The organism is Bradyrhizobium aeschynomenes (assembly GCF_013178945.1).
Lineage (GTDB): Bacteria > Pseudomonadota > Alphaproteobacteria > Rhizobiales > Xanthobacteraceae > Bradyrhizobium > Bradyrhizobium aeschynomenes.
Map to the genome: position 1 here is coordinate 174,807 of NZ_JABFDM010000005.1, position 17,500 is coordinate 192,306.

The 17,500-nt window shown below is 64.0% G+C and carries 14 protein-coding genes; 6 read left to right on the forward strand and 8 right to left on the reverse strand.

Annotation, left to right across the window (positions count from 1 at the left end; all coding sequences use genetic code 11):
* Position 1: 1 nt before the first annotated feature.
* The 4 genes from HL666_RS16530 to cpaB are packed head-to-tail and all read right to left on the reverse strand — an operon-like array spanning position 2 to position 4,332.
* Positions 2 to 1,270, reverse strand: a complete 1,269-nt coding sequence (locus tag HL666_RS16530; RefSeq protein ID WP_172112690.1) for a CpaE/TadZ family protein — start codon at positions 1,268 to 1,270, stop codon at positions 2 to 4.
* Complete coding sequence (locus tag HL666_RS16535; RefSeq protein WP_172182445.1) at positions 1,267 to 2,004, reverse strand: CpaD family pilus assembly protein; 738 nt, start codon at positions 2,002 to 2,004, stop codon at positions 1,267 to 1,269. The genes HL666_RS16530 and HL666_RS16535 overlap by 4 nt, the downstream gene beginning before the upstream one ends.
* A gap of 34 nt (positions 2,005 to 2,038) precedes the next feature.
* Positions 2,039 to 3,508, reverse strand: coding sequence for a type II and III secretion system protein family protein (locus HL666_RS16540; protein WP_172182447.1), 1,470 nt, complete (start codon positions 3,506 to 3,508; stop codon positions 2,039 to 2,041).
* Positions 3,509 to 3,519: 11 nt separating this feature from the next.
* On the reverse strand, positions 3,520 to 4,332 hold the full coding sequence (gene cpaB / locus HL666_RS16545) for a Flp pilus assembly protein CpaB (RefSeq protein WP_172112693.1): 813 nt from the start codon (positions 4,330 to 4,332) through the stop codon (positions 3,520 to 3,522).
* A 721-nt stretch (positions 4,333 to 5,053) separates the two neighbouring features.
* On the opposite strand from cpaB, the gene HL666_RS16550 reads away from it, so the two are divergent.
* From HL666_RS16550 to HL666_RS16560, 3 genes are all read left to right on the forward strand, one after another.
* Complete coding sequence (locus HL666_RS16550; RefSeq protein WP_172112694.1) at positions 5,054 to 5,749, forward strand: PilZ domain-containing protein; 696 nt, start codon at positions 5,054 to 5,056, stop codon at positions 5,747 to 5,749.
* Between the two features lie 259 nt (positions 5,750 to 6,008).
* A complete protein-coding gene (locus tag HL666_RS16555) occupies positions 6,009 to 6,164 on the forward strand; it encodes a hypothetical protein (protein WP_172112695.1) in 156 nt (51 codons plus the stop codon).
* A gap of 237 nt (positions 6,165 to 6,401) precedes the next feature.
* Positions 6,402 to 7,331, forward strand: a complete 930-nt coding sequence (locus tag HL666_RS16560; RefSeq protein ID WP_172132973.1) for an aspartyl/asparaginyl beta-hydroxylase domain-containing protein — start codon at positions 6,402 to 6,404, stop codon at positions 7,329 to 7,331.
* A gap of 690 nt (positions 7,332 to 8,021) precedes the next feature.
* Here HL666_RS16560 and HL666_RS16565 read toward each other — a convergent pair.
* Positions 8,022 to 9,095: a CobW family GTP-binding protein gene (locus HL666_RS16565; protein WP_172182449.1), complete on the reverse strand. Its 1,074-nt coding sequence runs from the start codon at positions 9,093 to 9,095 to the stop codon at positions 8,022 to 8,024.
* 115 nt (positions 9,096 to 9,210) lie between these two features.
* Between HL666_RS16565 and HL666_RS16570 the strand changes: the two genes are divergently transcribed.
* The 3 genes from HL666_RS16570 (at position 9,211) to HL666_RS34425 (ending at position 12,877) form a co-directional block, all read left to right on the forward strand.
* Positions 9,211 to 10,314, forward strand: a complete 1,104-nt coding sequence (locus HL666_RS16570) for a cyclase family protein (RefSeq protein ID WP_172132975.1) — start codon at positions 9,211 to 9,213, stop codon at positions 10,312 to 10,314.
* Positions 10,315 to 10,454: 140 nt separating this feature from the next.
* Complete coding sequence (locus HL666_RS16575; protein ID WP_172132976.1) at positions 10,455 to 10,832, forward strand: hypothetical protein; 378 nt, start codon at positions 10,455 to 10,457, stop codon at positions 10,830 to 10,832.
* Between the two features lie 818 nt (positions 10,833 to 11,650).
* Positions 11,651 to 12,877: a reverse transcriptase/maturase family protein gene (locus tag HL666_RS34425; RefSeq protein ID WP_172132977.1), complete on the forward strand. Its 1,227-nt coding sequence runs from the start codon at positions 11,651 to 11,653 to the stop codon at positions 12,875 to 12,877.
* Between the two features lie 844 nt (positions 12,878 to 13,721).
* Here the strand turns inward: HL666_RS34425 and HL666_RS16585 are convergent.
* The 3 genes from HL666_RS16585 to galE form a co-directional block, all read right to left on the reverse strand.
* Positions 13,722 to 14,420, reverse strand: coding sequence for a fumarylacetoacetate hydrolase family protein (locus tag HL666_RS16585; RefSeq protein WP_172182451.1), 699 nt, complete (start codon positions 14,418 to 14,420; stop codon positions 13,722 to 13,724).
* Positions 14,421 to 14,464: 44 nt separating this feature from the next.
* The gene (locus tag HL666_RS16590) at positions 14,465 to 16,270 is read right to left on the reverse strand and encodes an ABC transporter ATP-binding protein (protein WP_172182453.1); all 1,806 of its coding nucleotides are present in this window, start codon (positions 16,268 to 16,270) and stop codon (positions 14,465 to 14,467) included.
* A 102-nt stretch (positions 16,271 to 16,372) separates the two neighbouring features.
* Positions 16,373 to 17,386, reverse strand: a complete 1,014-nt coding sequence (galE, locus tag HL666_RS16595) for a UDP-glucose 4-epimerase GalE (RefSeq protein ID WP_172182455.1) — start codon at positions 17,384 to 17,386, stop codon at positions 16,373 to 16,375.
* Positions 17,387 to 17,500 lie beyond the last annotated feature (114 nt).

Here is a 17,500-nt window from a genome sequence, read left to right on the forward strand (position 1 = left end):
GCTATTTCGCGCCAAGCAGCCTGGCGATCGGCGCCAGCAGCGAGCTGCGCTGCGGCCTCGCATCGACGCGGCCGGTGAGCCGGTTGGCGATCTCCAGGAACAGCTTCGGCGTGCGGCTCAGCGCTCCGACCTCCGCAATCATCTGGCCGTTGTTGGCGGCCGTGCCGAACAGCTTGCAGTCGAACGGGATCACCGCGACCGGCTCGGCCTCGACCGTCTTGGCGAAGCGCTTCAGGTCGATCTCCGGCCGCTTGGGCATGCCGACCTGGTTCAGGCAATACAGCGGCGGCCGGTCGTTGGGGCGCGAGGCCTTGAGCACGCCGAGCAGGTTCTTGGCGTTGCGCAGGTTCGCGAGATCCGGCTCGGCCACCACCAGGATGTCATCGGCATTGATCAGCGCGTGGCGCGTCCAGGCCGACCATTGGTGCGGCACGTCGAGCACGATACATTGCTGCGTCAGGCGCAGCGTGTCGAAGATCGCGTCGAACGCCTCGGCGCCGAAATCATAGACGCGGTCGAGCGTCGCCGGCGCGGCGAGCAAATTGAGATGCTCGGTGCATTTGGCGAGCAGCCGATCCATCAGCGCAGTGTCCGGCCGATCAGGCTGGAAGATGGCGTTGGCGATGCCCTGCAGCGGATCCTGGTTGTAGTCGAGGCCGGCGGTGCCGAACGCCATGTCGAGGTCGATGACGACGGAATCCAGCGTCAGGTCGCGCGCCATGCTCCAGGCGACGTTGTGCGCCACCGTCGAGGCGCCGACGCCGCCCTTGGCGCCGACCACCGCGATGATGCGGCCGGTGATGACGGCCTCGGAGGCCGAGAACAGGCTGCAGATCGAGCGGATGATGTCGATGGTCTCGACCGGGCCGACCACGTAGTCGTTGACGCCGCGCCGGACCAGCTCGCGATAGGCGACGCCGTCCGATGGGCTGCCGATCAGCACCACGCGGGTGCCGGGATCGCAGACGCTGGCGAGATCGTCGAGGCCGCCGAGAATGTCGCCGCCGGGCTTCGTCTCCAGCACGATGACGTTCGGCGTCGGCTGAGAATTGTAGGTCTCGATCGCGCGCGGCATGCCGCCCGCCTTGATCGTGATATGCGCCTTGCCGAGCCTGCGGTCCTGGCTCGCGGCGAGGATCGCGGACGAGGTCTGGTCGGTCTCGCAGAATGCCTGCACCGAGACGCGCGGCACCGGCGCGATGTGATCGTCGAGCACCGGGCCGCTCGGCACCGGCTGCTCATCCTGGCTGTGGCGCGACGCTTTGATCATTTGCCTGTATCGCTGAGCTTGGCCTTGTCGGATTCCGGATAGGTGATCGCCGTCGACTCGCCCTTGCGGTACTTCTCGAACAGAGCGGAGCGGCGCGGCGTGTAGGCGGCGGTCTCGGAGCGCGGCTGCTCGAGGTCGGCCGGGTTGTCGATCATCGCCGCGAGGTTGCGCTGCGTGGCGCAGCCGAAATTCTGATAGTGCAGATTGCTGCTGTAGCCGGGATTGTTGATGTTCGGCCCGAGATCGTCCGGCCACAATCCGCAGGGGCCGGCGACGGCGGCGATCTTCGGATAGCTCAGCCGGATGACGGCGAGCTGCCGCGGGTCGTCTGGCATGGTGTTGCGCATCGTGATGGCGCGCGCGGGCACGCCGCTGGCGGTCAGCATGGCACGGATGTCGCGATAGACGTCGGCGGCGGCGCGCGCATTCGGCGTGCCGGCCGGCACCTCGGCGACGATGGCGCCGGTGCCCTCGCGCTTCCAGGAACGGGCGAGGCCGAGGACGTCGTCGCGCTGCGGGCCGGTGAGGCCGCCGCGGCCCTGGCCGACGAACACGACGATCGACTGCCGGCCTTCCTCGATCGCGATCGGATGGCGCATCCGGTAGTCGTCGGGGATCGTCGCGACGACCTCGCCGCTGGTGTAGTTGCAGGCGCCGAGCGTCAGCGCGAGGCTCGCCAGCGCGCCGGCCCGCCATGATGCCCGTCGTCCGCCGTCCCGAATTGATCCCGACATGATCGTTCCCCCGTGCCCCATGGTCCCCGTCGTCTCAGTCGATGATGAAGCCGAAGCCGGCCGGCTGCCCCGTGGTCGCGTCGACCTTGGCGGCGATGCCGTAGAGCCGGTTCATGCGGCCGAGCAGCGCCGATTCCGAATCGGTCGCCGGCGCAAAGCCGTCATCCGGCCGCGACAGCTCCTTCTGGGCGACGGCGCGCACGACGTAGGGCGTCACCATCACCATCAGCTCGGTCTCGTTGTTGACGTAGTCCTGGCTGCGGAACAGCTGGCCGAGCACCGGCAGCTGGTTGAGCCCGGGCAGGCCGTTGACCGCCTGCTTGGTCTGGTTCTGGATCAGGCCGGCCATCGCCATCGAGCCGCCCGAGGGAATCTCGAGCGTGGTCTCGGCGCGGCGGGTGCGGATCGCGGGGATCGTCACCGACGAGGTCGCGCCCGCGCTCAGCGCGTAGGACACGGTGATCGCGTTGTCGTTCGACAGCTCCGAGACTTCGGTCATGACGCGCAGGCTGATGCGGCCTTCGCTGAGCACCACCGGCGTGAAGTTCAGCGAGATGCCGAATTTCTTGAACATGACCGAGGTGCTGCACAGGCCCGTCTTGGGATCGCAGGCGTAGCCGCCGGGGACCGGAAACTCGCCGCCGGCGATGAAGGTCGCGGACTCGCCGGAGATCGCGGTCAGGTTCGGCTCGGCCAGCGTCTTGACGACGCCCGCGGTCTCCATCGCGCGCATCGTCGCGGACACCGACGACAGATTGCCGCCGCCGATGGCGGAGAGGCCGTTGCCTGACACCAGCGACTTGCCATAGGCCGTGAACGGGTTGGTCTGGTTGAAGTTCACGACCGCGGTGCCCCAGGTCATGGAGGCGCTGAGATCGATGCCGAGCTGCTTGACGATCTCGCGCCTGACCTCGGCGACGTTGACCTTCAGCATCACCTGGTCGCGGCCGCGCACGGCGATCGAGTTGACGACCTTGTCGGCGCCGCCGACCAGCCTCGCCGCGATCTCGCCGGCCTGCTGCGCCTCGACCGGGCTCGACACCGAGCCGGTCAGGATCACGCCGTCGCCGACGCCGTCGATCTTGACGCCGGGAATGCTCTGGCTGAGCGCCTGGCGCACGCCGTTGAGATCGCGCTTGATGGCAATGTCATAGGCCGCGACCTGCTGGCCCTCGCCGTCGAAGAACACCACGTTGGTCTGGCCGACGGCGGCGCCGATGATGTAGGCGCGCCGCGCCGAGCGGACCACGGCGTTGGCGATCTTGGGATCGGCGACCAGCACGTCCTTGACGTCCTGCGGAAAGTCGACGACCACGGACTTGCCGATGCCGAGCGACATGTAGCGGACCTTGGACGAGCCGACCGACACGACCGGCGTGTCCAGCCTGTCCTCGGCCGCCTTCACCGGCGTGATCGCCGGAGTCAGCGCCAGCGCCACGGCTGCCGACATGGAGAGCGCGCGGACGATCCCCATTCCCATCTTTGCGCGTTGATGCCCCGTCATCTTCCCCGTCCTTACTTCTGCGCGGTCTGCGAGGTCGAAACCCCGTAGCGAATGATCTCGATGGCGTTGCCCCGCCGCGCCATCTGCTGCTGTTGCTGGGCCTCGGCGGTGTTGGTCTCGGCCGCGTTCACGTCGGCGATGCTGCGCAGCGCCAGCGCCAGCGTGCCGGCCTGCCGTGCACGGGCCAGCGTCTCGGCCTGATCAGGCTTGAGCTCGAGCGTCACGGTCTTGCCGACGACGGTGTTCTGGCCTTCCTTCTCCTTCGGCGCCTGGTCGATCGCGAGCACGCGCACATTGGTCAGGATGGTCTCCGAGCTGACGGCGTCGGCAGCGCCCGGCTTGTCCGGATTCTTGTCGCGCTTCGACAGGATGACGTCGACGCGATCGTTCGGCAGGATGAAGCCGCCGGCGCCGGTCTCGGGCGAGATCTCGGTGGAGATGGCGCGCATGCCCGCGGGCAGGATCGCGGCCATGAAGCCCGAGCCGTCGGACTTGACCAGCTTCTGCTCGCGAATGGGTTCGCCGATGACGAAGGGGGCGCGTGCGATCGAGCCGACCAGCTGATTGGCGGCCTCGGGACGGTCGCCGCGGCGAATGAAGATGTTGCTCGCGGCCTCCGGCCAGGTCTGCCAGACGAGGTCGCCCGGCTTGATCGCGTGTCCGAGACCGATGTCGCCCTTGGCGACGAGCACCTCGACGGTCGGCAGCTGCACGACCGGCGCTGCCGGCGCCGGCTGCTGGCCTTCGGAGTTGCTGACGAGATAGGCCGCAACGCCGCCAGCGCCGAGAGCGATGGTTAACACCACGATGCGTGCGGTCATCATGCGCGGACTACTTTCTACTCATACACGGGGAGCAAACGCGCGCATCGATCGACAGCGGTTCTCCCTGACTAACGACTAAGCGCCAATGGTATAAGCAGACTTGAACGAGGCGGGCTGCAGCACTCGCCTCAAGCAACGATTGCGCAAGTGGTGAACAGGTTGTTAGCGTGCAAATAGTGAAACGCCGCGAATGTGTTAGCTATTTGCACGCGCCGCGCCTGCACGCATCCGTCGCCGTGCGCGCAATAGAATGAGATCGTGAGTTGCAGCCGCGCCTCAGTGGGCATCTCGTTAAGCTTGATCGTTTGCTAACAACGCTGGCGTTGGAACGACGACGTCGTCGACGAGGTTGTGCCGTCGCGCGGGGACGTGCGGATCGGCCGATCACGCTTGCCCCCGCGCCACGCGAAAACGTTCGCGCTGTACTCTCCGAGGGAGCCACGATGCCGACACTGCATGCCGCGCTGCACCGTAATCGGACGGGGCCGGATCTTCAGAAAGCCGAAACCGGTTGGACATACGATTCCGTTGGGCGGGATTTCCGACCTCATTTTCAGAATTTCTTAGGCTTTTGCGCGCACGGTCCCGGCATGATGGCTGGGTTGGTGCGCGTTGTATTCCGCTCGAAAATGCACGCAAAAATTGTATTTGCCGCGCCGCGCCGTGAACGGCGGGCCGTCGTGGGTCATGGGGATGGATGGGGGTCGAGGGGGGGCGTGCAATGTCGGTTGCTCGATTCCTGAAGCAGCGCGCGGTCCGGATCCAGACGGTCGGCACCTACACGCTGCCGAACTGGTATGATCCGCAGGGGCGTCTGCGCTCCTTCGCCTGCCGCACCACGCGCGTGTCGCCGTTTCGTGCTCTGCTCGACGTGCCCGTGGTCGGCAAGGTCGGCGACCGCCTGACCTCGTACTTCCGCGATTTCGGCAAGTTCGAAGGCGAGATCAGCGACACCGTGCATGGCGGCTTCCTGCTCGAGCTGGAGATGACGCGCGCCGAGCGCGCCAAGCTCGCCGAGAAGCTGGTCTGGCTGGAGAAGAAGCAGAAGGATCCGACGATCCGCGATTCCCGCCGCGACGCGCGCTTCGTGCCGAACTCGCCGCATTCGGAGCTGACGCTCGCCGACGGCAGCTGCATCCCGTGTCTCGTCATCGACGCGTCGATGTCGGGGGCGGCCGTCTCGGCGGCGATCCAGCCGGAGATCGGCACGCCGCTCGCCGTCGGCAGCTGCATCGGACGCGTGATCCGGCACTTCCCCGACGGCTTCGCCGTGAGGTTTGTGGATACGATCCCGGCGTCGTCAGAGCTGGAGCGGCGCGTCATCACCCCGCCGACACGGCCGACGCGGCAGAAGCTCGCCTCGCACCATGACGATGAGCGAGGCGTCGAGACGCCCCAGGACTTCTTCATGGTCTGACGGCGGCGGCCTGGAGAAGGCGCGATACAGCGACGAGGTGTCTTCACCCTCCCCCTCCAGGGGAGGGTGAGCACCGGGCCCCCGGTTGACCTCGCTAAACTCGGCAGCAAAGGCGGCGCGCACTAAGCAGTTTCGCGTATTGGGCGAGGAGGCGAATCCGGGCAATGGGAACTGGCAGCCGTCCGCACGGTTAACGCGCTGTTAATCGGCGTCGTGAAAGCTTGGCGGTGCCGGGTGCAATGCCAGGAGGACCAGTCCCATGGAGGCCCAGAAGACCGCGGTGGATGCCGTCGTCATCCTGACCGGGTGCGACCGCGAGGCCGTCGCCGCCTTCATCCGCCGGATGTATCTGGCCGGCGTACGCGATCCGAAGCGGCTGACCTTCAAGGGGCTGCAGGAGATGGCGCGGGGGTGACGCCCCGGCGCTGAGGGCCGAGCCGGCCAAGCCCAGCTGTTGCCGCCAGAGCACGGCGACGGACTATTGCCATCTGTTTCCCATCACAACCCGCGTGCCGGGGGATGCGGCCCACCGCGCTTCCGGCTAAATTGTGGCTTTCGCGGTCGGCATCAGAGCACCATCTTCGATCTCGCCCATTAGGCGACACGGGTTCTGCGCAACACGCTCTGAGCGGCCGGATCATGGGTACCGGGCATGCTCAGACAGCTCTTCGCGCCACAGCTCATCGGCCTCTACATCCTGATCGGGGCCACCCTCTACGTCCATTTCCGCGGCAAGGAGCGGCTGCGCTTCGCCCGCCAGATAGGCGACCACTCGACCTATCTCGCTCCTTACAATGTGCTGATGTATGCCGGCTCGGCCGTGCCGAACACGCCGGTGATCCCGGTCGAGCAGTTTCCGGAGCTCAAGAAGCTCACCGACAATTGGCAGGAGATCCGCGAGGAAGCGGTTCGCCTGTTCGACGAAGGCTTCATCCGCGCCGCCGCCAAGAACAACGACTGGGGCTTCTACTCGTTCTTCAAGAGCGGCTGGAAGCGCTTCTATCTGAAATGGTACGACGACTTCCTGCCGTCGGCGCGCACGCTGTGCCCGAGGACGGTGGAGTTGCTGAACTCCATCCCGAACGTCCACGGCGCGATGTTCGCGATGCTGCCGCCCGGCGGCAAGCTCGGCGCCCACCGCGATCCCTTCGCCGGCTCGCTGCGCTATCACCTGGGGCTCGTCACGCCGAACTCCGACAAGTGCCGCATCCTGGTCGACGGCGTGCCCTGCGTCTGGCGCGACGGCGAGGCCTTCATGTTCGACGAGACTTTCATTCACAGCGCCGAGAACGCGACCGACCAGAACCGCATCATCCTGTTCTGCGACGTCGAGCGCCCGATGAAGCTCGGCGTCATCGCCGCCATCAACCGCTGGGTCAGCCACCACATCGTCAAGGCCTCGGCGACGCAGAACGTCGAGGGCGAGCACGTCGGCGTGCTGAACAAGGTGTTCGGCAAGCTTTACGAGTTTCACCTGGCGACGCGCAAGGTGAAGGCGTGGAACCGGACGGTGTACTACGCGGCGAAGTACACGCTGACGGTGGCGATCGTCGGGGCGATCGTGGTGTCGGCGTTTCGATGAGGCACGCAGTAGGGCGGATGAGCGGAGCGTAATCCGCCGTTCTTCGTCGTGAAGCGCGGCGTATTACGCCTTCGGCTGATCCGCCCTATGCTTGCTACGCTTGTCACGTCACAAACACTGCCAGCTATCCGTCGTCATTCCGGGGCGCCCGAAGGGCGAGCCCGGAATCCATAGCCACAGACAGATGTTTGGCGGCAAAGTGCCCACGACCAGCCTGCCTCACACGATTGCCTGTGGCTATGGGTTCCGGGCTCGCCCTTCGGGCGCCCCGGAACGACGTGTGGAGAGAGCGACGCCCTTTTCTGACGCAGGAGGATTGGCGCAGCGCAATCCAGCCCTACTATCCGCGTAGGCGCGGCGGATGACGCCTTCGGCTGATCCGCCCTATGCTTGCTACGCTTGTCACGCCACAAGCACTGCCAGCTATCCGTCGTCATTCCGGGGCGCCCGAAGGGCGAGCCCGGAATCCATAGCCACAGACAGATGTTGGCGGCAAAGTGCCCACGACCAGCCTGCCTCACACGATTGCCTGTGGCTATGGGTTCCGGGCTCGCCCTTCGGGCGCCCCGGAACGACGTGTGGAGAGAGCGAAGCCCTTTTCTGACGCAGGAGGATTAGCGCAGCGCAATCCAGCCCTACTATCCGCGTAGGCGCGGCGGATGACGCCTTCGGCTGATCCGCCCTACGCACCTACGCCGCTGCGCGGCCGGCCTCCCACAACGCCAGCACATCGTCCCGCGCAATTCCGCGCGTGATGAAGACGATGCGCGAGCGGCGGTCCGCGTCAGGCCATGCGGAAAGCGCCACCGGCGGATGGAAGACGTGGTGAACCCCGTGGATGACCACCGGTGTCGGTTCCCCGTGGAGATTGAGGATGCCCTTCACCCGCAGCAGATCCTCGCCACGCACCTTGCGAAGATAAGCGAGCCAGTCCGACACGGTCATCCAGTCCAGCGGCTCGTCGAATGCGATCATGAAGCTCGTGACCGACGACTCATGAGCGTGGCCGTGATCGTGATGGCCGTGACCAGCATGATCGTGCGTGTGATGCTCATGCGCGGCTCCGCAATCGTCAGCGAAAGCGTGTTCGTTGAGCCAGCGCGCGACGTCTACCGCCTTCTTCTCGGGATCGATCAGCGCGCCCCCGAACAAATCGGCGGGATCGATCTCGCCATGGGTCACGCGCGCGATGTGGGCGCCGGGATTGAGCCGCCGCAGCCGCTGCTCCAATGCGGCAACATCGCTGACCAGGTCAGACTTGGTGACCAACAGCCGGTCGGCCAGTGCCACCTGTTTCACCGCCTCATCCTGGCGGTCGAGCTGATGCGGCGCATTGACGGCATCGACCGTGGTCACGACCGTATCGAGCCGCAGGAAATGCGAGACCTGCGGATTGTTCAACAACAACTGGAGGATCGGCGCGGGATCGGCAAGCCCGGTGGTCTCGATGAGGATGCGCCGGAACGGCGGCACCTCGCCGCGGTCGCGCCGCACCAGCAGCGTGCGCAGGGTCTCTTCGAGATCGCTGCGGATCGTGCAGCAGATACATCCGCTCGCGAGTACGGCAACCTCGCCGTCGATGCGTTCGACCAGGAGATGGTCGAGCGAGATCTCGCCGTATTCGTTGATGATGACGGCGCTGTCGCCCATGTCGTCGTGCCGCAGCAGGCGATTGAGCAGCGTCGTTTTGCCGCTGCCGAGAAAGCCGGTGATCAACGACACGGGCAGACGCTGGGCCGACTTGTCGTTCTCGAACAGGCTCATCGCGCTTCCACCCACTGTCTTATTTTTGTCGCTGGACATCAGACTAACGGAGGAGGAGCATGGCGAAAATGATTTTTTAAGGCTCAGCAAATGAGCTCAACCTGGGGAGGCGACGATGGACGACGGGGTCAAGAGTCAGCAGACCAATCAGGACCGCAACGAGGGACCGGCCACCGATCGCCGGACATTGCTGCGCACGGCAGGTCTCGCCGGCGCCGCGGGCGCGGCGCTTGCGGGCTCCATGCACGGCAAGTTCTCGCTGGCACCGGTCAGCGAAGCGCAGGCGCAGGCCGCGCCGATGCCGAAAGGAACCGACAAGCCGTGGTGGCCGTCGAAATGGGGCAAGGATGACGAGGCCGGCGCGTCCAACCACATGACGCCCGAGAAGGTGCTCGACACCGTCAAATGGATCAAGGACGGCAAGATCTACAAGATCGGCCGCGTCTACGAGACCGGCATGCCGCTGTTCGGCGCGCGGGTGTTTGCGTTGCGGATTCCCGGCAGCCCGACCGGCGGCCCGTTCGGGGACAACCGGCTGGTCTATCACGACGAGTTTCTTGCCACCGAGATCGGCCAGACCGGCACCCAGTTCGACGGTCTCGGCCATATCGGCCTGCAGCTCGGCAAGGATGGCGACAAGAGCGAGATGAAGTTCTACAACGGCTTCTCCGCAGCGGAGATCAGCGACGCCTATGGCCTCAAGAAGCTCGGCGTCGAGAAGCTGAAGCCGCTGTTCACCCGCGGCCACCTCGTCGACATGGTCGCGCTCAAGGGCGGCATGATGGACGCCGGCCAGGAGATCACCGCGGCCGACATCAAGGCGGCCCTGCAGAAGCAGAACATGAGCGAGGCCGACATCAAGCCCGGCGACGCGATCTTCTTCCACACCGGCTGGGGCTCGCTGTGGATGAAGAACAATGACCGCTTCAACAGCGGCGAACCCGGCATCGGACTCGATGCCGCCAAATGGGTGATCGAGAAGGATCTCGCGCTGACCGGCGCCGACACCTGGGCCGTCGAGGTCGTCCCCAATCCCGACAAGTCGCTCGCCTTCGCCGTCCATGCCGAACTGCAGACCAAGCACGGCATCCTCAACCACGAGAACCTGGTGTTCGACGAGCTGATCGCCGCGAAGAAATACCAGTTCGTCTACAGCTTCACCCCGTCCCCCATCAAGGGCGCCACCGGCAGCAACGGCTGCCCGATTGCGATCACGTGAGCCGGAGGCGCCGACCTTTCGGTGAAAAACGGAGTAGGGCGGATTAGCGAAGCGTAATCCGCCGTTCTTCGCCGTGAAACGCGGCGGATTACGCCTTCGGCTCATCCCCCCTACGAGCTGTGTCTGGGGATCAAACAACGATGACCACCAATCGCACGACAGCTTATCTCGATGACGTCGTTGCTCGGGCTGTCAGCGCGCCGGTCGTGCCGAGAGACCCGTGGGCGGACGCTTTGCCGAACGACTGCCACACCAACGCGGAAAATTTCGTTCAGCGATATCCGGAGTATGCGGTTGTCCGCGGTTGGCTTGTTAACGGCGGGCATTGGCTTATGCCACACAGTGTTGTGCGGCATATTCCGTCAGGTCGGCTGATCGACGTCACGCCTGAGCCGAGCAATAGCTCCTATCCTTTCGTCGAGCATTGTGGCACGGAGCGGGATTTTGCGATTCTGCGGCATGGTCGTGATGGTGGTTGGCTGCATCCACCGTTCGGCATGGAAGTGAGGGCGGAATAGCGCAGCGTGATCCGCCGTTCTCTTCACCGCCTCGTGTACTTCAAATCATCTCCGGCCGGCGCTGGTCCAAGTACCCGCACATCCCAGGCATGGTTCGTATGAACGAATTCGTTTCCGCCTTCTTTGTCAGTCAGCTTGGCATAGACCAGAAAGCGTGTGCCCAGCGGGTGAGCCCGACGCAGTGCTTTCGGAAAGCGAACCCGTAGATCTTGCGGGAGGGCTTGACCAGAGATTGGTCTGACGTGGAGGTCTCCATGGAGACCGGCGCCGCTCTCAAGGTAGGTTTCAACGACGATTAGGACGTAAGGCTCTTCCGGCTTTCCCATGTTCGCCTCCATTTCAGGATCTGCCGGCGCGCTCACGTCCGTCAATCTACGGATATGCAGCCGCACGAATCAATTCGCGAGTGAATTGACTAAGTGTCAAGTTATAATGTGAATGCTTCAACTACAAAATGTTTGTTAGCACCCGGTTGCGTCGACCTTGCAAAAATTGAGAGCCCCGCCCAACTAAGGGCGGCCCCCGGAATTGGCCGAAGGGCACGGTCGTTGAACCTGTCAACTGGTTGCATGATGAGCGCGACGCTGAAACTGATCAGCATCGGCCAACCGTCCTGCAGCGACGAGACTGCGAGCATCGCTCGTACCTCCACGACTAGACTATACCGCCTTGTGTTCTAAGACCCGCGTTAGCAATCGACCACTTACTGCAGTGGAAAATCGCTGATGGATATAGGCGTGCGTTTGGGAGGCGTTCGACTTTGTCGAGGCTCGGGGTCAGAGCTAGTCTCCCAAACTCTGCACATCGAAGGGGCAGATGTGACGATCGATTGGTTTAGGCCACGAGGCTACAGGCATTTTGATGCGCAGGTCGGCGAGCAATATGCCATTAAGGTTGCAGATGAAGGTTTCGTTGAACGCCATGCTTGGCTGCCTTTAATCCGCTACCAAAAGCGGGTTAAGCGCTATAAGCCAAAGCTCGGCAAGACGGTCTTTAAGCAAAGACCGATCATGTATGCGTCGCATAGAGACTCGTGCATTCTATCTAAATATGCGTTGGATCTATCTAAGCGCCTGGATGCGTATTATGAGCGCAAAGGTTTGGATCGGAACGTAATCGCCTACCGAAGGCTCGGAAAGTCGAACTATCATTTCGCGTCTGAAGCGTTCCAGTTCGCAAAGAGTAGGCCGGGTTGTGTGGTATTGTGTTTTGACATTAGCGGATTCTTTGACAATCTTGATCATCAAATCCTGAAGCGACGATTGAAGTTCATTCTCGAAGTCGAGGAGCTTGGTCGCGACTGGTTTGCAGTCTTTCGTCACGTGACGCGGTTTAGCGCAGTCGAAAAGTCCGCTCTTGCTGCTCACCCCCGATTTTCTTCGCAGCTTTCGGGCGACTCTAGAGAGCCAATCGCTACAATTGCCGAAGTCAAATTGGAGGGGATTCCAATCCTGGTGAATGATGAAAGGTTTGGAATCCCGCAGGGAACTCCTATTAGTAGCGCGCTATCGAACTTGTACATGTTGGAACTAGACGAAAGAATGGTTGAGTGCTGCCGAAGGAGTGGATCCCTATATCAAAGGTATTCGGACGATATTTTGATAATTTGCAATATCGGTGACGAAGCTCAGCTCAGGTCGGCCTTTTTAGCTGAGCTAAAGAAGCATCAACTGGAAATCAACGAAGATAAAACTGAAAGGGTTGTGATTGGCTCAGTGGGGGCGCGCGAGTTTCAGTATCTTGGATTCAACATTTCCGCCAAGGGCGCTGCGATCAGGCCGGGCTCGCTAGCTAGGCAGTGGCGAAAGGCGAAGCGCAGCATAGCTCGCACCAAGCGTATCGGGAAGGCGGAGATGGCATTGGGAAACGCTACCAAGATTTATACGAAGAAGCTTAGGAAGCGATTCTATCCAGTAGGATCTCGTAACTTCTCTTCCTATGCGCGGCGTTCAGCTAGTGTTTTCGAGAGTAAGCAGATGTTGAGGCAGGTTCTCCGTTTTGAGCGAAGGATAGATGCTGCCTTGCGCAGCATGGACGATCCTTAGGCTGGTTTAGCGCGGGCGTTTTCATGATAGCGGGGCCTTGACAATTTCGCCAAATCAGTATTACAGTCCCGCCCATCCCGTTGCACGGTAGGGGACGGTTCGCGGTCGTCACGGACGTTGGCAGCGGGGAGTGGTGGACGCGGGCGGGCGGCGTGTGATGAGCACGGACGAACGCTTAGTCCGCGGACGGTGAAAGCGTGTGGTTCTGACACTCCGAAGCTAGTGTCAACGTCGCGATGACGCTCACGTGTCGCGCGGCGGATGGTGGCCAGAAAGCCCGGTGCACCAGGAAGAGCACGCTATAGCCTGTTAAAACCATCGCGCGGGGAAGGCCGGGTGTGTTCGGCCAGACCTGTGGTACCTGCCGCCTGCATTTTTTTCGCAGGCGGGCCACGGGCGCGGCCAGCGCCCGGCCTTCCCTGCGCCCTCCATTCGGAGAGGGCGGGAGTTGGAGCATCACTCGGGCGCGGAATGCGTCGCGAGAAGGTGGATGCTCGTTCTCTCGACGCCATGCTGTTTGAGATTGTGGATCAGTGTTGCCGCTTGCGTCATCGCGAGCGCCGCGACGTGTCCGCCGAAGCTCGGAGGGCGTAGGCGGAAGCCATCCAGCGTCCTCGTGACGCCCTGGACTGCTTCGCTGCGCTCGCAATGACGGAGTTTGGGGCGGGCGCTCTGCCAAGCCACCAGGTGTCATCGTCCGCGGAGGCGGACGATCCAGTATTCCAGAGGCGGTGGTGATGAATCGAGGAGCCGCAGCGTACTGGATGCCCGCCTTCGCGGGCATGACAGCTGTGGAAAAGGCCGCGCAGCAGCGCGGCCTTGCAGATATCGAGTTTTGAACCGCTTACTTCGCAGCCGGCCCGATGCTCACCTTCAGCGTTCCGACGCCGTCGACGCCGCATTCGATCTTGTCGCCGGCCACCACGGCTGCGACGCCGGCCGGGGTGCCGGTCATGATGATGTCGCCTGCGGCGAGTTCGACCTGCTGGGACAGCTTCCAGATGATCTCCGGCACGTTCCAGATCAGCTCGGAGAGGTCGCCGGTCTGGCGCTCGGTGCCGTTGACCGACAGCCAGATCTTGCCCTTCGCCGGGTGGCCGATCTTGGCCGCGGGCACCACAGCCGAGCAGGGCGCCGAATGGTCGAACGATTTGCCGACCTCCCAGGGGCGCTGCATCTTGCGGGAGGCGAGCTGCAGGTCGCGGCGGGTGAGGTCGATGCCGACGGCGTAGCCGTAGACGTGGTCGAGCGCCTGGTCGGTCGGGATGTTCAGGCCGCCGCTCTTGAGCGCGACCACCAGCTCGACCTCGTGATGCATGTCCGTGGTCAGCGGCGGGTAGGGGATCACCGCGCCCTCGGGCGCCAGCATGTCGGCGTGCTTGGCGAAGAAGAACGGCGGATCGCGCTCGTCATTGCCCATCTCGCGGATGTGCTCGAGATAGTTGCGGCCGACGCACCAGATGCGGCGGACCGGGAAGACACCGGCTTCGCCGACGACGGGAAGAGAGGGCTGCGGGAAGGCCGGGATGACGGTGGAGCTCATGAAAGGTCTCGATGCGGTGAAATGGGCTTTTCAGGATGTCGCGGTCACGAAGTCGCGGTCATGGGGATGACGTTCGGCCCCATGTCGCGCTGTTGCAGGCGGAAGAACGAAGCATAGCGGCCGCCACGGCGCAACAGATCGTCGTGCCGGCCCCGCTCGACGATTTCGCCGGCCTCGACGACCAGAATGGCGTCGGCGTTCATGATGGTGTGCAGGCGATGCGCGATGACGATGGTGGTGCGGTTCTGGCAGAGATGCTCGATCGCCTCCTGCACCTGCCGCTCGGATTCGGAATCCAGCGCGGCGGTGGCCTCGTCGAGCAGGATAACGGGTGCGTTGCGGATCAGCGCGCGCGCCACCGCGATGCGCTGGCGCTGGCCGCCGGACAGTTGCGTGCCGTGCTCGCCGACCGGCGTGTCGTAGCCGAGCGGGAAGCTCATGATGAAGTCATGCGCGCAGGCCGCCTTCGCCGCCTCGATGATCTCGGCCTCGGTTGCGCCCGGCTTGCCGAAGGCGATGTTGGCGCGGATCGAGTCGCGGAACAGATAGACGTCCTGGCCGACATAGGCGGCCTGCTCGCGCAGGGAGCGGCGCGACACCGTGGAGATCGACTGGCCGTCGATCAGGATGTCGCCCTCGGTCGCCTCGTAGAAGCGCAGCAGCAGCGCCAGCACGGTCGACTTGCCGCCGCCGGACGGGCCGACCAAAGCGGTGACCTTGCCGGGCTCGGCGACAAAACTCATGCGGTTGAGCACCGGCTCGTTGTTGCGATAGGCGAAGGAGACGTCGCGCAGCTCGATTCTAGCCTGGGTCAGCTCCAGCGCGGGCTTGTCGTCGTCGGGCTGCTCGCTGGCGGGGCTGTCGACCACTTCGAGCAGCATGCGGGCGCCGACGAGCTGGCTGTTGAGGTCGATGTTGAGCCGCGCCAGCCGCTTCGCCGGCTCGGTCGCCATCAGGAAGGCGGTCATGAAGGAGAAGAACTGGCCGGGCGTGGCGTTCAGCGCGATGACCGCATAGCCGCCATACATCAGGCAGCCGGCGACCGCGAAGCCGCCGAGCATCTCCATCAGCGGGTTGGAGCGGTTGGAGACGCGGGCCATCTTGTTGGCGTTGCGCTCGACCACCGCGATGTTCTCGTCGATCCGCGCGCGCATCGCGTCCTCGAGCGTGAACGCCTTGACGGTGCGGATGCCCTGCAGCGACTCCTGCATGGTCTCCAGGATGTCGGCATTGCCGGTGAACTGGCTGTGCGCGAGGCCCTTGATGCGCTTGACCAGCTTGCGCAGCACGATCATCGCCGGCGGCACCACGACGAGGCCGAGCAGCGACATCCAGGGGTCCTGCGAGATCATCACGATGATCATGCTGATCAGCAGCAAGAGGTCGCGGCCGATCGCGTTGATCAGCATGGTCAGGACGTCGGTGATCGACTTGGCGCCGGCGGTGAGGCGCGCCAGGAACTCCGAGGAGTGGCGCTCGGAGAAGAAGCTGATGCTCTCGCTCATCAGCTTGGCGAACAGCGCGCGCTGGTTGTTGGCGAGGATCGCGTTCGAGATCTTCGACAGGATCACGGCGTAGCCGTAGGTCGAGACGCCCTTGACGAACAGCAGAATGACGGTGACGCCGGAGAGCACCGCGATGCCGGGGATGCTGCGGTCGACATAGGCCTTGTTGATGACCTGTCCCAGGATGTAGGCCGCACCGGCACTGGCGCCGGCCGAGACCGCCATCAGCGCAAAGGCCGTGAGATAGCGGCGCCAGTAGACGATGCCCTGTTCCATGACCAGGCGGCGGATCAGGATCGCGGCGCCATAGGGATCGTCGGTGATCTTCTTCGGAAATTCGGCCATTCTGGTCCCTGGCCGCGCGGGCAAATCGCCGGGCGGCCAAGTGTGCTTGCCCGCTCGGGGCGGCTTTTTCAAGCCCCCCGTCGCCCTGCTAAGTCGTTGATTCTAGGCCGAGGCCCGCTGCTCCTGGTCGCTGTGGCGTTCCAGGAACAGTTTCTGCTCCCAGGCCAGCGCGTGGGCGGCGATCGTTTCCAGATCGTCATAGGCCGGCGTCCAGTCGAGCAGCGCCCTGAGACGGCAGGTATCGGCGACCATGGCCATCATGTCGCCCGGCCGGCGCGGCCCGTATTGCACCGGAATGGCCCGGCCGGACACGCGGCGGACGGCCTCGATGGTCTCGAGCACGGAATAGCCGCGGCCATACCCACAATTCAGCGTGACCGAGCTGCCGCCGCCGCGCAGATAGGCCAGCGCGGCGCGGTGCACCTGGGCGAGGTCGCTGACATGGATGAAATCGCGGACGCAGGTGCCGTCCGGCGTCGGATAATCGGTGCCGTAGACGTCGATCTTGGCGCGCTGGCCGGTCGCGACCTCCATCGCGATCTTCATCAGATGCGTGGCGCCGACCGAGGCGAGGCCGATGCGGCCATGCGGATCCGCGCCGGCGACGTTGAAATAGCGCAGCACGGCGTAATTGAGATCGTGCGCCGCGGCGACGTCATGCAGCATGATCTCGGTCATCAGCTTCGAGCTGCCATAGGGCGAGGTCGGCCGCGTCGGCGCGGTCTCGGGCACCGGGATCTGCTCCGGATTGCCGTAGACCGCGGCGGTGGAGGAGAAGATGAAGCGGCTGACGCCGCGCTTGACCGCAGCATTCAACAGACTGCGCGTGGTCATGGTGTTGTTGCGGTAATACAGCAGGGGATCGCGCACCGATTCAGGCACCACGATCGAGCCCGCGAAATGGATGATGCTGTCGACGCCGTGCTGGCTGATGACGCCGTCGACGAGGTTCTCGTCGCCGGCATCGCCGATGAACAGCGGCACGCTGTCGGGCACGAAACCGGAGAAGCCGGTGGAGAGATTGTCGATCACCACGACGCTCTCGCCGGCTTCCGCCAGCGCCAGCACCATGTGGCTGCCGATATAGCCGGCGCCGCCGGTCACGAGCACGGTCATTGTTTGACGCGATCCCTGTTTGTTTTGCGGCAGACTAACGCCGCCGAAATGAAGGACCTGTTGCGGGAATGGCGAACTGGCGGGCGTGCTTAATGTTGCGTATAGGGAACCGCT